The sequence below is a fragment of the Bacillus vallismortis genome (assembly GCF_040784915.1).
In the GTDB taxonomy this organism is placed as follows: Bacteria; Bacillota; Bacilli; order Bacillales; family Bacillaceae; genus Bacillus; species Bacillus subtilis_G.
Window position 1 is genome coordinate 2,916,974 of sequence record NZ_CP160797.1, and the last position, 15,002, is coordinate 2,931,975.

General features: G+C 46.1%; 13 protein-coding genes and 2 pseudogenes. All 15 read right to left on the bottom strand.

The window, feature by feature from the left end:
• Positions 1-27 precede the first annotated feature (27 nt).
• Positions 28-396: a VOC family protein gene (locus ABZM97_RS14375; protein ID WP_367387497.1), complete on the bottom strand. Its 369-nt coding sequence runs from the start codon at positions 394-396 to the stop codon at positions 28-30.
• Positions 311-498 (bottom strand): annotated as a pseudogene (locus ABZM97_RS14380) (hypothetical protein). The gene ABZM97_RS14375 and the pseudogene ABZM97_RS14380 overlap by 86 nt, the downstream one beginning before the upstream one ends.
• Complete coding sequence (cstA, locus tag ABZM97_RS14385) at positions 441-2,237, bottom strand: carbon starvation protein CstA (protein WP_367386900.1); 1,797 nt, start codon at positions 2,235-2,237, stop codon at positions 441-443. The pseudogene ABZM97_RS14380 and the gene cstA overlap by 58 nt, the downstream one beginning before the upstream one ends.
• Before the next feature lie 111 nt (positions 2,238-2,348).
• Positions 2,349-3,242: a DUF4097 family beta strand repeat-containing protein gene (locus ABZM97_RS14390; RefSeq protein WP_367386901.1), complete on the bottom strand. Its 894-nt coding sequence runs from the start codon at positions 3,240-3,242 to the stop codon at positions 2,349-2,351.
• Positions 3,239-3,852, bottom strand: a pseudogene (locus ABZM97_RS14395) (DUF1700 domain-containing protein). Before ABZM97_RS14395 ends, ABZM97_RS14390 begins: the two are co-directional and overlap by 4 nt.
• Positions 3,789-4,115 (bottom strand): PadR family transcriptional regulator, encoded by a 327-nt coding sequence (locus ABZM97_RS14400; RefSeq protein WP_176365293.1) that lies wholly within the window; start codon positions 4,113-4,115, stop codon positions 3,789-3,791. The pseudogene ABZM97_RS14395 and the gene ABZM97_RS14400 overlap by 64 nt, the downstream one beginning before the upstream one ends.
• Before the next feature lie 154 nt (positions 4,116-4,269).
• Positions 4,270-5,772, bottom strand: a complete 1,503-nt coding sequence (gene abfA, locus ABZM97_RS14405; RefSeq protein ID WP_367386902.1) for an alpha-L-arabinofuranosidase AbfA — start codon at positions 5,770-5,772, stop codon at positions 4,270-4,272.
• Positions 5,773-5,790: 18 nt separating this feature from the next.
• The gene (araQ, locus tag ABZM97_RS14410; protein ID WP_087992388.1) at positions 5,791-6,636 is read right to left on the bottom strand and encodes an arabinose ABC transporter permease AraQ; all 846 of its coding nucleotides are present in this window, start codon (positions 6,634-6,636) and stop codon (positions 5,791-5,793) included.
• Positions 6,637-7,578, bottom strand: a complete 942-nt coding sequence (locus ABZM97_RS14415; protein WP_087992389.1) for a carbohydrate ABC transporter permease — start codon at positions 7,576-7,578, stop codon at positions 6,637-6,639.
• Positions 7,579-7,613: 35 nt separating this feature from the next.
• On the bottom strand, positions 7,614-8,915 hold the full coding sequence (locus ABZM97_RS14420) for an ABC transporter substrate-binding protein (protein ID WP_202326968.1): 1,302 nt from the start codon (positions 8,913-8,915) through the stop codon (positions 7,614-7,616).
• Positions 8,916-8,945: 30 nt separating this feature from the next.
• Positions 8,946-10,130 (bottom strand): sn-glycerol-1-phosphate dehydrogenase, encoded by a 1,185-nt coding sequence (gene egsA, locus ABZM97_RS14425; protein ID WP_087992391.1) that lies wholly within the window; start codon positions 10,128-10,130, stop codon positions 8,946-8,948.
• A complete protein-coding gene (locus tag ABZM97_RS14430; protein WP_367387498.1) occupies positions 10,127-10,945 on the bottom strand; it encodes an HAD-IIA family hydrolase in 819 nt (272 codons plus the stop codon). The genes egsA and ABZM97_RS14430 overlap by 4 nt, the downstream gene beginning before the upstream one ends.
• Complete coding sequence (gene araD / locus ABZM97_RS14435; RefSeq protein WP_187957039.1) at positions 10,923-11,612, bottom strand: L-ribulose-5-phosphate 4-epimerase; 690 nt, start codon at positions 11,610-11,612, stop codon at positions 10,923-10,925. Before araD ends, ABZM97_RS14430 begins: the two co-directional genes overlap by 23 nt.
• A gap of 13 nt (positions 11,613-11,625) precedes the next feature.
• A complete protein-coding gene (gene araB, locus ABZM97_RS14440) occupies positions 11,626-13,311 on the bottom strand; it encodes a ribulokinase (RefSeq protein WP_087992394.1) in 1,686 nt (561 codons plus the stop codon).
• A 15-nt stretch (positions 13,312-13,326) separates the two neighbouring features.
• Positions 13,327-14,817, bottom strand: a complete 1,491-nt coding sequence (gene araA, locus ABZM97_RS14445; protein ID WP_087992395.1) for an L-arabinose isomerase — start codon at positions 14,815-14,817, stop codon at positions 13,327-13,329.
• Between the last annotated feature and the right edge of the window lie 185 nt (positions 14,818-15,002).

The window sequence follows — 15,002 nt, forward strand, 5'->3', positions numbered from 1 at the left end:
ACAGAAATTGTTTTGGGCTTTTGTGCATTATTCTATCGGACTGCAAATTTCAATATAATGTCCATCCGGGTCGGAGATATAGGCAACCGTCTGCCTCCATGGCTTCACTTTCGGCTCCCCAATAATTGTGACCCCCTGTTCTCTTACCCTTTTGATAACCGCTTCTACGTTTTCAGTGACAAAACCAATTTCAAATGTGTTCGAAGCAGATGTATCTGGAATGTCTAGCGGCGTGATTTCTCTGGCGCTTTCTCGCGTATTAAGCGCCAATATCGCAGAGCCTGTTTCAAATTCGATATACGTGCCGTGTTCAGCACGAATCGGCAGTCCTAAAATATCCTGATAAAAATGAATAGCCCGCTTGCTGTCCGATACGTATAGAATAAGATATTTCATTGATAATTTCATTGCCAATCCTCCTCAACATTTCATTAGTCCTTCTATCCCGGTATAGATGCTTCCATCCTTAAGCTTGGATCTCTCCACATCTGCGCCCATTTTTTCACAGCCGCCACGATAATGATGAAGCCTAACAGCAGCATGATGATCGATAGTACGCCATTCAATACACTGTATCCTGCTGCTTCAGGATTGAGATACACATTGCGCACCATCCAATAGCCCGCATAATTGACAGTGACATATAAATAGGCAAGCGGGATAAGGCAGGTCAGAATGTAACGGCGTTTATCGGCGATTTTCAGCACGATGGTCGCTCCAATAATCAGCCCCACTGAAGCCATCAGCTGATTGGACACGCCAAACAGCGCCCAAATGGAACCGATATCCCCTGAATACAGCAGATAGCCCCACATCAGGCAGGCGAGCGCGCTGGCAAATACAGATCCCGGAATCCAGTCTGTTTTCTTCAGCGGTTTATACACCTCTCCGAAGAAATCCTGAATCAGATAACGGGCAACACGTGTGCCGGCGTCAATCGCTGTTAAAATAAATACGGCTTCAAACATAATGACAAATTGGAAAAAGTATGAGGCCAAATGGCTGAAAAACGGCATTCCGGTAAAAATATAAGTCATTCCCACCGCAAGCGTAACGGCTCCCCCTGTTCTTCCTTCTAAGTCCAAACCGATTTCCCTGCTCAATTCAGGCAAATGGACGACATTCATGCCGAGCGTACGGAAAACCTCAGGCGTGCTGTTAATCGCAAAGTAATCAGCAGGCTGCAAGGCGGTCGCTGCAATCAGCGCCATAATGCCGACAAGACACTCGACAAGCATTGCGCCAAACGCAACCGGCTTCATATCACTCCATTTATTCAGCATTTTCGGGGTCGTACCTGAACCGACAAAGGCGTGAAATCCCGAGATCGCACCGCAGGCGATAGTAATTGAAATGAACGGCCAGACGGGTCCTGCCAGCACCGGCCCGCCCCCTTTTACGAATTCTGTAAACGCAGGAAACGGGATGGACGGATTGACGACAAATACCCCGGCAATCAAAGCGATAAACACACCGATTTTCATAAAGCTGCTTAAATAATCACGCGGTGCGAGAAGGAGCCAAACGGGAAGCGCCGCTGCAAAAAACGCATAAATAGGAAGTGCAATTGCAAGCGTTTTCGTTTCTAGCGATAAAAAGTCACCGAGCGCAGTAGTCTGCACCCATGGGCCGATAAAGACTCCCGCCATTAAAAAGAGAAAACCGATCGTTGACGCAAGCTTTAAATTTCCCGTTTTCTTATAAAATAAGCCCACGCCCATCGCAATCGGAATTGTAATTCCTACCGCAAATGTGCCCCACGGATTGCGTTCAAGCGCGTGCAGCACAACCATCGACAGCCCCGCCATCGTAATCGTGATAATAAAAAGCATAGACAGTCCCGTGCAAAATCCGGCAACAGGGCCAAGCTCATCCTTCGCCACTTCTGACAGCGACTTTCCATTTTTGCGCATTGATGCAAACAGCACAACAAGATCATGGACGGCTCCCCCTATTACCGCCCCGATTAACAGCCATAATAACCCCGGCAAATAGCCGAACTGCGCCGCCAAAATCGGTCCGACCAGCGGCCCGGCCGCTGCGATCGCTGCAAAATGGTGGCCAAAAGAGACCCATTTATTTGTAGGCACATAATCTTTTCCATCCTCAAGCGCGTGAGCAGGCGTCGGCTTGTCATCATTCACTTTGAGAACCTTCACCATCATAAATGTTCCGTATAAACGATAGGCAATAGCCAAAATGCACATTGACGCTATCACAATTGTAACCGCATTCATTTTCTCTCATCCCCTTTGCTGTTTTTCATAAATATATCATAATTTCATGGTGATAAGCGGTCATTTTTTCCTATACAGAAAAGCCGGCTGGAATTGGCCGGCTCGTCGCAGTTAGTTTAGTTCAATGTCTCCAGAGGTTGTGCGAATGTTTAAATGATTAGAGGTTTCGTTATCACCTATATATCCTGTAATTCGCTTCTCTGATTTTTCTTGATACATAATTTGATCTAGGTTGACTGACGTCTCACCTGAGTCAGTCTGACAATCCATTGCTAAGGTTGCAGGTTCTTTCTGATATTCTACGGACACACTTCCGCTCGTTGTGACGATGTCAACTTCTTTGTTCTGACTCTCCTGTAGAAGGTCAATATCTCCGGAGGTTGTCTTATAATTCACCTTTCCAGCTGTTGTGCGGCTGCTTTCTATTAATCCACTTGTTGTCTTTACCACACCTTGGCCGAATGAATTTTGGTTTTCTTGAATATCTCCGCTCGTTGTTTTTAGCGTCAACTCGTTTTCGATGCGTGCATGCTTCAGCTCAATATTTCCTGATGTAGAGTCAACAGCAGTTTGATCCGCGTGCACATTTTCAATGATAATATCCCCAGAGGTTGTCGTTACCGTTAACTCACCATACTTCTTTTCAGGAATAATAATTGTGATTTTCATATCCTTTTCGCTGTCCCACGCTATAAAAGAGATGATATTCTCGCGTGCTATTTGATTGATTTTTAATGACTTGCCATCTTGGCTCACATCGAACAGCTTTTTGCTTTTATCACTGACTTTCCCTTCAGCCGCTACCTGAATATCATCCGTTTGCCCAATTTTGACCTCTGCATTCATCGAGCTCGTTGTTACCTCAATTTTTTTAATATCTGTGGCAGAATATGTTTCAGCAGCTGTCACCTCGTCTCTTGTAAAATCAGAAGCAGCTGCAGTGATGACAGCTCCGATGACCCCGACTGCAAATACTGCGATTAATCCTATTATGATTTTTTTCATGTCCGCGCCCCCGTCACCAGCTTTAGATTATATTTGATATATCGTAAACCCATGCCATACAGCAGCTTTCCTAAATGCGACAGCCCTATACAAGATAGCAGCCCCAGACTGCCAAACACGAGTGATAAAAAGAACTCCAGCATCATGTGCGTATTCGTTTGAAACATCAACATGCCGATAAAAATGATCGGTGACACAGAAAGTGCAAGCGCCGCCCCGCATAACCCCACGTACACTCCTAAAATGCCAATAGCCGGTCCCAGAACGAAAATCATATTTAAGAAGCTTATCGCTGCTGCTGAACACGCCATGTGAAAAAGATTCTTTTTAGGGCGTTGCTCTGCTGGAGCAGTTTCCGTGACATCTTGCATCAATTCCTTTGCAATTTGTTTTGGAGAACCGAGTTCCCTGATGATGTCCGCTTCCAGCCGCCTTCTTTCATCCCTTCGGTCATATGTTCTTCAAAATCAAATAAGATCTCATTCCGCTCTTCTTCTGAAAGCGGCATTAACGCTTTACTTAACTCCTGCAAAAACAGTTCTTGATTCATTGTTCTCCTCCCCTTGCCACGTCGATGATTTGATTGACAGATGCTGTGAACTGATCCCATTCTGCCAGCAGCAGTTTCATTCGCATGGAACCAAGCTTTGACATCGTATAGTATTTTCTGGCAGGACCTTCGGAAGACGGCGCCATATATGTTTCTAAATACTCTTCTTTCGTCAGTCTTCTTAGAAGAGGATATAAGGTGCCTTCAGCAATCGCCATGTGCCTGGAAATGTTTTGAGAAAGCTCATATCCGTATTGGTCTTTTTCAGATATGAATACAAGCACACATAGCTCTAATGCTCCCTTTTTGAATTGAGCATTCATCATAAAATCCTCCCCGAAGCTCGTTAATTTTGTTTATATTTTCCACCATTTATGCATATAGTAACATTTACTACTGAACATTACAAGGTACTGAATCATATCTACCTCCAAAAAAAAGAAAAACCGGAGAGCGATCTCCGGCTAATGTTTCACTTTATGACTGTTTTTTCAAGCGGATCACATTCCAGGAAAGCGGCGTGAAATGCGCGGTTAAGCCGTTTTCGCTGACAGATGATGTTCCGTTGGAATGCGGGACGACATTTTTTCTGTTTTGCTGGTTTGTCGCTTTGATATCCTGATGCTCGAGTACAATGTGCTCTGCGATTTGGAAGGATTCAAAGCCTCTGAGCGAAATCTCCGTCTCCATCTGATCTTCAGCTTTGTTTACCGCAAAAATCGTGAGTGTTTCTTCCTCTTCGGCATACACAACAGCGGCATCAACATATGGCACATCAGTAAAATCTGAGCAGTCGTACTTCGGAGAAGAAATAAGCGGCTTCAGTGACTCGCCTCTTCCGTAAACAGAAGCATGCATGTATGGATAGAAGATTGGCTGTCTCCATGCTTCCCCGCCTTTTTCCGTCATAATCGGCGCGATGACATTTACAAGCTGTGCAAGGCACGCGATTTTCACACGGTCTGCGTGCTGCAGCATCGTAATAAGCAGAGAGCCGACCAATAAAGCATCTTCAAAATTATAAATATCCTCTAAAATCGGACGCGCAGTAATCCAAGGCTCGACTTTTTTATCCGCCTCATTTGAGTGATACCAGACGTTCCATTCATCCAGAGAGAGATTGATTGTTTTCTTGCTGCGGGTTTTTGCTTTTACATAGTCACAGGTTGCAGCGACAGATTTAATAAAATGATCAAGATCCATGGAACGGGCCAAGTAGTTTGGCAGATTGTTATCCCGGTTTCCGTAATACGTATGGAGAGAGATATAGTCGACATGCTCGTACGTATGCTCCAGCACCTTCGCTTCCCAATCGATAAAGGTCGGCATGCCGCTGTTTGAACTGCCGCAGGCAACAAGTTCAATTGTTGGATCAACCCACTTCATGACCTTTGCAGTCTCTGCGGCAAGCCGTCCGTATTCGTCAGCTGTTTTATGGCCGATCTGCCACGGGCCATCCATTTCGTTTCCTAAGCACCATGTCTTGATGCCGTACGGCTGTTCATAGCCATGCGATCTTCTTAAATCACTCCAGTAAGAGCCTTTCGGGTGGTTACAGTATTCAACGAGATTGCGGGCGGCATCTATGCCTCTTGTGCCAAGGTTGACGGCCATGTTGACCTCAGTGTTCACCTTTTTTGCCCAAGATAAAAATTCATTTGTTCCCACTTCATTCGTTTCTGTCGTTTGCCATGCCAAGTCAAGCCGTCTCGGGCGGTTTTCGACAGGTCCGACACCGTCCTCCCAGTTATATCCGGATAAAAAGTTTCCGCCCGGATAGCGGATAAGCGGAACCTGCAATTCTTTGATCAGCGACTGGACATCCTTTCTAAACCCGTCTTTATCTGCTTCAGGGTGGTCAGGCTCATATATGCCTTCATATACCGCTCGCCCCATATGTTCGATAAACGAGCCGTAAATCCGCTTGTCTACTTCACCAATTTTATATTCTTTGTCTACAATCACTCGCGCTTTTTTCATCACACGTTTCCTCCTTTATTAACCTTTGACTCCCCCTACCGTCAGGCCGGAGATAAAGTATTTTTGGAAAAACAAGAAAATGATAATGACCGGCAAAATCGCAAATACTGAGCCGGATATGAGCATGTCATAGTTGTTTCCGTAAGGGCTCAGCAAGCTGGACAGCCCAATTGGAAGCGTAAACATTTCTTTCGAACGAAGCACAATCAATGGCCATAAGAAGTTGTTCCAGCTGTTCAAGGACTGGAGGATAATCATCGCGCCGAAAGCCGGTTTCATCAGCGGCGCCATAATCCGGAAAAAGATCCCGAATTCCGTACAGCCGTCCATCCTTGCAGAGTCTAGCAGATCTCTTGGAAGACCGAGGGCATACTGCCTGAAAAAGAAAACAGCTACCGGCGAAACGATGAACGGCAAAATGACACCGGTATATGAATCAATCAAGTGCAGTCCTACGGTCAGCTTAAACAACGGAAGCATCATTACTTCAAGCGGAACCATCATAATAATCAGCACAAGAACAAAGATGATATTCCTGCCCTTAAACTCGTAAACCGCAAGTCCGTACCCAATCATCGATGAAAAAAACAGAGTGAGCACGGTCGTGAAAACCCCAAGCACAAGACTGTTAAAAAACCATTTAAAATAAATGCTGCCGCCATTAAACAGAAATGTGTAGTTATCTAAACTCATCACTTTTGGATCAATATCAACATTCAGCCCTACACGCAAAAGCTCAGATGACGGCTTTAATGATCCTAAAAGCAAACAGAAAATCGGAAAAATATACAATAGGCTCAGCATGATAAAAAACAGGGTAAGCGCGATTTTGTAAACGCTGTACTGAGGACTGTGCCGCAACATTTATCCCTCCCCCTTAAACGAGCCTGACAGCTTTAACGAAATCAGGCTGACAACAAGTATCACAATCAAAAGCACAATGCCGATGGCCGCTCCGTATCCCATTTCGTTGTAGGCAAGCCCTTGCTGGTACAAATATCCGACAAGCGTCAAGCCGATATTACCCGGGGAATTATTTTGCCAAAGGACGTAGCTTTCCTCAAACATCCTGAATCCGCCGATGATACTGATGGTTAGCACATAAACCGTTACAGGCTTGAGAAACGGCAGCGTAATGTGCCGGAATTTTTTCATCGTATTCGCGCCGTCAATATCGGCGGCTTCGTACAGCTCTTTCGGCACATTTTGCAAACCGGCCAAAAAGTAAAGGATGTTGATTCCCATCCATCTCCACGAAGCAAGCAGCACCATTAAAAACATGCCGGTATGTTCATTGTTCATCCAGTTCTGAGGTGAAAAGCCGAGTTTGAGTAAGATGGAATTGGCCAGCGACGTTTCCATTTCCCCGAAGATCAGCCGAAAAATGATCCCCGCCACAATGGTGGAAGTCAATGCCGGAATGAATAGTGCTGATTTGAATATATTTCTGAATTTGACCAGCTTTGAATTCAGGAATATGGCCAGCAGCAATGGGACTGGAATCAGCACAATCAGTGTCCAAAAGGTGTATTCCAGTGTATTCCAAAGGGCAGTATAGAACGTCGGATTGTTTAGTGCAGTGTAATTCGACAATCCGACAAACGTCACCTCTCCCGGCAATATTCTTTGAAAGCTCATGATGAAGACGCTAATGATGGGGTATAAAAAAAATACGAGAAAGGATAAAACGAATGGCGCTGTAAACAGATAGGGCGCCGCTTTTTTCGAATAAAATAGATCTCGCCAGCCTGATTGTTTCGCAGCTGAGGGAACGGGATGAACCGTTCCCGTTTTCACAGGTTTCATGAGAACCTCCCCGCTTTCACTTTTTGAATGGGATTCTATTTCTGTTTCAGTTCACCTGCCGCTCTGTCCAAGGCTTGCTTAGGCGTTTTTTGCTGAGATTTAAGTGCGTCGAACAATACGCTTCTGTTGACAAGGTCTGAAGCCTTGGCAAAATCCTCGTGTAAATAAATCGGATTGATTTCGTCCTTGATATCGAGCAGCATAGAAAAAATGCCTGTTCCATTTTGGAAGTAATCCGTGTATTTGTTTTTCTCCTTCAATTCCTGAGAGCTCCAGACATCCCAGCGAAGCGGGTCAAACCCGAGTACGCTCCAAAGCTTTTTGTTTCCTTCTTTAGAGCCCTTCGCAAAGGCCAAAAACTCTTTTGCTAACTCAACATGCTTAGATTGCTTCGGCACAACAGTTGCCGTACCGCCCAAACCTGCCGAACGGTCGCCCCCCTCTTTCCACGCCGGAAGCGGCCGGATGGCAATCTTCCCTTTCAGATCAGGCATATAATCTATGAATCTTCCCATATACCAAATCGGCATCAGAACCGACGCTGCTCCGCCTTGGTTCATAAAGCCGTAATATTCTTCACTGTGATGCCCGCCGCCCGGTGCGGCAATCATCGTTTTATCATTAATCATGTCCTTTAAAAATTGAATTGTTTTTACATTGGTGTCATTATTAAGGATCAGCTTGCCGTTTTTATCAAAATAACCTGATTTTTGCTGTGAAATCATGGATAAGAACGTTGCGGAATCATTGGTTTCCACCGTCCCCATCGGCCTTCCGGTTACTTTGCGCACTTTCTGCCCGGCTTTATGGTAATCATCCCATGTTTTGATATCATCAGGATTGACGCCGGCTTTTTTCATCACATCCATGTTATAAAACATCACTGTCGTTCCTACATGCGTATCCAGCCCGTAAAGCTTGCCGTTTTTGCTGTACAAGGTAAGCCGCGCCTCAACGAATTTATCGCGGTCCTTTTCAATCAGCGGAGTCAGGTCGGCAAGCGGTATATCAGAGCCCTTTAAAAAGTTTGAAAAACGGGCCAATTCGACATCGGCAATATCAGGGACGCCTTCTCCCGCAATTAAGGAGATAGACAAATTATCGTGCATTTGCCCATATGGATAAACGACCGTATTCAGTTTAATTTTGCGGTCAGGATATTTTTTGTTCCATTCCTTCACCATTTCCACATAAAACTGCTCATGAAGTCCATTAAATGTCCAAAAGGTCAGTTCGGTTTCACCCGATTTCCCGGATGATCTTTCTGCTGAACACCCAGCAATGAATAATGTCAGCAGCATCATGAGCACAAGAAAACAGGCAGTCATTTTTTTCATTTGCGTTACCCCTTCCATTCGAGGTGCGGGCTATTCATATAGACCATGATTGATCAGCGTTTTGTTTTCATTGATGATTCTTAATCCGGTGCAGCGGTCTCTTAATGTGTGCGCGTGTCTGAAGGCATTCTTGACGGAATCCTGCCCGACACCGATTTCGTCAAAAAACGCAGGGCCTCCTGCTGATCTCAGCCAATCGGCCAGCACTTCTCCTTCCGGGAGCGTTTCATAAGCCGATTGAATGGCTTGCCGCCGGCGCGGAGAAAATTCGTTCAGTCCGTCATCCTGGGCGAGCTTTCTGTATGTGTCAGTTAATAACACAGCGGCACAACCCACCTTTGCCCCATGGAGAATTTGAGGCCGGTTTTTCTTCATTAATTCCATCTCAATCCAATGGGAAATATGATGCTCTCCGCCTGATGCCGGACGGGAATGATCTAAAGCCAGCATGACAAGACCTGATACAATTAAAGATTCCATTAAAACCAGTATGCCTGTTTCCGTTTTCATCGCAATGTCTTCTGTGTGTGCGATACAGGCTTCCAGCGCCTCCTGAACGATCTTAGCCCCCGTTGGAGAATAAGGCTCGCCGGCAAGGTGGCGGGATATTTCCCAATCAGCTAAAGACGTGATTTTCCCGAGCATGTCGCCAAATCCAGCCGCAACCATTGACTGGGGTGCCGCTTTTAATAGATCCAGATCAGCGAACAGCGCGGATGGAGCCTTCGTTTGGATGGTTGTTTTCGTTCCGTATAAAATAAGCGGCGCCCCGGCTGACGTAAATCCGTCTACAGATGGAGCAGTCGGATAGGAAATAAACGACAAATCCCTCTGAAACGCTGCGAAGCGCACGATATCATGAATCGTGCCCGAACCGACCGCGATCATAACATCCGTTGTTTTTTCCGTATGGATCAGCGCATGAATGAGCGATCGTTCATCAGCCGTCACATCTCCGGCTTCATTTCCCGGAATGATCAGGCACTCAGCCTGAAACCCTTCTTGATGCAGGCGGTTTTCCAAATCAATTCCCGCAATGCGATGTGTATTCGAGTCGCAGACAAGGACAATCTGTTTGTTGTTTTTTCTTTTTACATAATCCAATAGCGAATCAGCTGCTTGTTTGCCGATAACAATTTCTTCAACTTCTATAGGAAAAACCTTTTCTCCGGCGAGTTCAAAAGCTTGCTCAACGTCAGCTGCGATACGATTCATAACAGAATCCCCTCCTCAGCCAATTTGGTTATATCCTTAATGGATTCCAGCACATAATCCGGCGTGTACAAACGCTGCTCACCCGGTTTCGCAGAACCAGTAAGCACTAAGGCGCTTTTCATGCCATAAAGCTTTCCCATCGCAATGTCAGATTCAATACTGTCTCCGATAATCAGGCATTCATGTGCGGACAGCCCCATTGCTGTACAGGCAGCCTCCGCCATCAGCCATGACGGCTTTCCGACAACAAGCTCTGTTTTTGCTTGAGCGGAAGCCTCTATCGCTCCGATCATACCGGCCACATCGATCGCATTGCCGTCTTCATTCGGAAAGGAGCGGTCTTTGTTCGTAGCCATGATACGAGCGCCGCCGGCGGCAGCTTGAAAGGCCAGATTTAAATCTTCGTACGTGAGTGTTTCATGAAGGGAGATCACCAGCCAATCCGCTTCCTTCGGTTCGTTCGCGTGCTCTACACCGGCCAGTCTCAGCTCGTCTGCCAAGCCTTGTTCTCCAAGCACCCACACTTTTGAAAAACGATAATGTTTCTTCAGAAAATCTGCTGTGACGCTTGACGACAGAACAATGTCGTTTACATCAGCTTCAATCCCCGCGCCGAGAAGTTTTTTTCTGCACATGGCACGGGAGATATTCCCCCGATTGCTCAAAAAGACGATTTTCTTCCCCATTCCCCGAAGCGTACTGATCGCTTCTCTTGCCCCTTCAATCAATTCATTTCCTCTGAATACAGTACCGTCCAAGTCAATCAGAATGCCGGCCGGTGACACAGGCGTATCATGACTGGCCATAATACGCATTTGCTCCGTGTTTTCGATAAAAATGCTTTTCATGAAGGACTGTATTGATTGGGGTTACATCCTTGTTCAACATAATGGAGTGATAGGCCATTTCGGCAACCGTTTCTAATACAACTGCGTTATGGATGGCATTTAAAGCGTCCGTGCCCCAGCAGAACGGTCCGTGGTTATTCACGAGTACACCCGGCACCTGTTCGTAGTTATGGTGCTGAAAGGTTTCAGCTATGACTTTTCCTGTATTCAGTTCGTAGTCATGAATGATTTCTTCATCGTACATTTCTCTTGTACATGGAATCGCACTGTCAAAATAATCAGCATGTGTCGTGCCTAAAGGCGGTATGTCTCTGCCCGATTGCGCCCAGCTTGTCGCCCATTGAGAATGGGTATGGACAATTCCCCCGATGTTCGGAAAGGCTTTGTACAAATAAACATGAGTAGGTGTATCTGAAGAAGGCTTGAGCGAGCCTTCGACGACCTCTCCTTCAAGGTTCAAAACAACCAAGTCATCAGCTGTCAGGTCGCTGTATTCGACTCCGCTAGGTTTGATGACAATTCTTTCTTTCTCACGGTCAATGCCGCTGACATTTCCCCACGTAAAGGTTACCAGCTGATGCTCTTGAAGCTTCAGGTTGGCTGCCAGCACTTCTTTTTTTAATGTTTCAAGCATGCTCCATCACCCTTTATGAATTCTTTTTGGCGGCAGATGAAAATTGAAGATTTTTGATTGTTTTCAGACGCTTCATCACATGATTTTCTTTTCCGAAGTAGTGAACCAGTTCTTTATATTCAGCGTACAATTTTTCATACACCGCGGCGTTTTCGGCGTTTGGCGTATAAGATATATCTTTCAGTTTCCCCATGTGCGCCGCTGCCTCTTTGATGTCATTGTATCCGCCGTTTTCTTTACCTGCGGCAAGCGCGCCGAAAATGGCAGATCCTAGGGCTGGCGCTTGCGGGGAACCAGAGATTTTAATGTCCATATTTGTCACATCCGCATAAACCTGCATGACAAACGGGTTTTTCTCAGCAATTCCGCCGGCTGCGTACAGCTCCTCAATCGGAACCCCGCTTTCTTTGAACGTTTCGATAATCATCCGGGTTCCGTAAGCTGTCGCTTCAACTAAAGCTCTATACATCTCTTCAGGCTTTGTCAGCAGCGTCATGCCAAGCAGCATTCCTGTTAAATCAGCATCAACAAGGGTTGAACGGTTTCCATTCCACCAATCCAAAGCAAGCAATCCGCTTTCACCCGGCGCTTGAAGGTTTGCTTTTTCACTCAGCAGCTCATGAATGCCAATGTTTTTTTCCTCTGCTTCCTTTTGATACGCTTGCGGGACACATGTCTTCACAAACCAGTCAAAATGATCGCCGACACAGGACTGCCCGGCTTCATAGCCCGCGTAGCCCGGAAGAATTCCATTGTCCACAACACCGCACATACCGGGCACGATATGTACGTCTTCGCCTAGAAGTACATGGCACGTCGAGGTTCCCATAATCATCAGCATTTTCCCTGGCTCTGTGATGCCGACCGCTGGTACGGAAACATGAGCGTCCACATTGGCAACCGCGACAGCTGTCCCTGGAAGAAGGCCTGTCAGCTGTGCCATTTTTTCAGTCAGTCCACCGGCTCTTTCCCCTACTGAGTGAATAGAACCTGCTAATTTGTCCTTTGTAATCGTTTTCATTAAAGGGTTTAATTTGTTAAAGAAATCATCCGACGGATAGCCCGCTTTTTCACTCCAAATCGCTTTATATCCTGCTGTACAATTACTTCGCTTGAGCGAGCCGCACAGCTGGTACACGATCCAGTCTGCAGCCTCGATGATCCGGTCAGCCGCTTCATAAATGTGAGGCGCTTCTTCAGCAATCTGCATGACCTTCGGAATCATCCATTCTGATGAAATTTTTCCTCCGTACCGCTGTAAAAAAGCTTCTCCTTCTTCTTCCGCGATTTGATTGAGCCGATCAGCATGTTTTTGAGCCGCATGATGCTTCCAGAGCTTCACATAGCTGTGCGGCTCCTCTTCATATTCCGGCAGCATGCATAACGGCTGTCCTGTACTGTCAACAGGCAGGATCGTACATGCCGTAAAATCAATGCCGATCCCGATAATGTCTTTCGGCTCAACACCCGTCTGTTCGAGTAAAGACGGAATGGTTGTTTCCAAGACTTCGAGGTAATCAGCCGGATCCTGCAGCGCCCAATCCCGCGGCAGCTTATGACCCGTTTTTGGAAGGACAGTATCGATGACAGCATGTCTGTATTCTTTTACAGCAGCCGCCAGTTCCTCCCCTGTTTCGACATGAACGAGCACCGCTCTTCCTGATAAAGTTCCAAAATCAACTCCTATAGTGTAAGCCAAGTGGCATCCCCCTTCCTACTTTTGAAGCCGGTAAAGCGCCTCGTTCCATTTTAATTCGTGTTTCAGCTTGTGAATTGTCGTATCACGGGAAATGAGAACACTTTCGATTCCCGCCATTTCTGCCCAATCGAGCATTTGCTCCACTGTCAGTTCATAAGACAAGCAGGTATGGTGTGCGCCGCCGGCTAAAATCCATGCCTCCGCCGCTGTTTTCAATGATGGCTCCGGCTTCCAGAGAACACGGGCCACTGGCAGATGCGGCATATCTTTTTCAATTTCTTGTCCGTTAACTTCATTCAAAACAAGGCGGAAACGCCCGCCGATATCAACAAGGCTTGCTTGAATAGCTGAACCGCTGATGCCGTTAAATACAAAACGTGCAGGGTCCTCTTTTCCCCCGATAGAAAGCGGATGAACCTCAATTTTCGGTTGATCCAAAGCGACAGTCGGACACACTTCAAGCATATGCGAACCTAGAATCATTTCATTTCCCGGTTCAAAATGGTACGTATAATCTTCCATGAAGGACGTTCTTTTTCCTTCAGCCATGATTTTCATCATTCGTACAAGGGCCGCCGTCTTCCAATCTCCCTCACCGGCGAATCCGTAGCCCTTCTCCATCAGGCGCTGTACGGCAAGCCCCGGCAGCTGTTTCATTCCGTGCAGCACTTCAAACGATGTCGTAAACGCCGTGTATCCGCCTTGTTCAAGAAAAGCGGTTAATCCAAGTTCAATTTTCGCCTGTTCTTTAATGGACGCTACCTTTGCTTCGTCACGTTTTGTTTCCTCGCTGATCACATAGAGCCTGTCATACTCCGCATAGAGCGTGTCAACCTCGTCGTCGGTGATGCGGTTCATCACCTCTACAAGGTCTCCGATGCCATACCCGTCAACCTGCCAGCCAAATTGAATATGCGCCCCCACCTTGTCTCCGTCCGTTACCGCGACGTGACGCATGTTATCTCCGAATCTGGCAACCTTAATATGTCTGCTTTCATTTAATGCAGCCGCTGTATCCATCCACTGGGAAATCTCTTTCTTCACTTCTTCATCATCCCAGTACCCTGCAACGACTTTCCGGCTCAGACCCATTCGCGAGTTGATGTAACCGTACTCACGATCGCCATGTGCGGATTGGTTGCTGTTCATAAAATCCATGTCAATCGTACCCCAAGGGATATCGCGATTATATTGAGTATGCAAATGCATAAGCGGTTTTTGATAAGTAGAAAGACCTTCTATCCACATTTTTGCGGGAGAAAATGTATGCATCCATGTAATGATGCCGGCGCATGTCTCACTGTACTCCGCTTCTCTTAACAGCTGTCTGATGGTTTCCGATGAAGTGACGACAGGCTTGTGAGTGATTTTATATCTGGAAGAAACCCCGCTGAGCCCCTCGCAAATGCTTTTCGCATGCTGATCCACCAGTTCCAGTGTCTCTTCCCCGTATAGATGCTGGCTTCCTGTTACAAACCAGAATTCATAATCCTTTGTCTGAAGCATGTAATCTGCCCCTTTCTTCCTATAGTAAAACGCTTTCAATTACCCAAACAGATACGGACTAATAACAAAAAATAAACTATTAACAATTAATTTGTACGAACAACTTCATTATATTAGTAGGTTTATTTACTGTCAATCATTTTTGTATTCTTTTACAAAAAGAAATGATTGGTTACTAGGTTTTT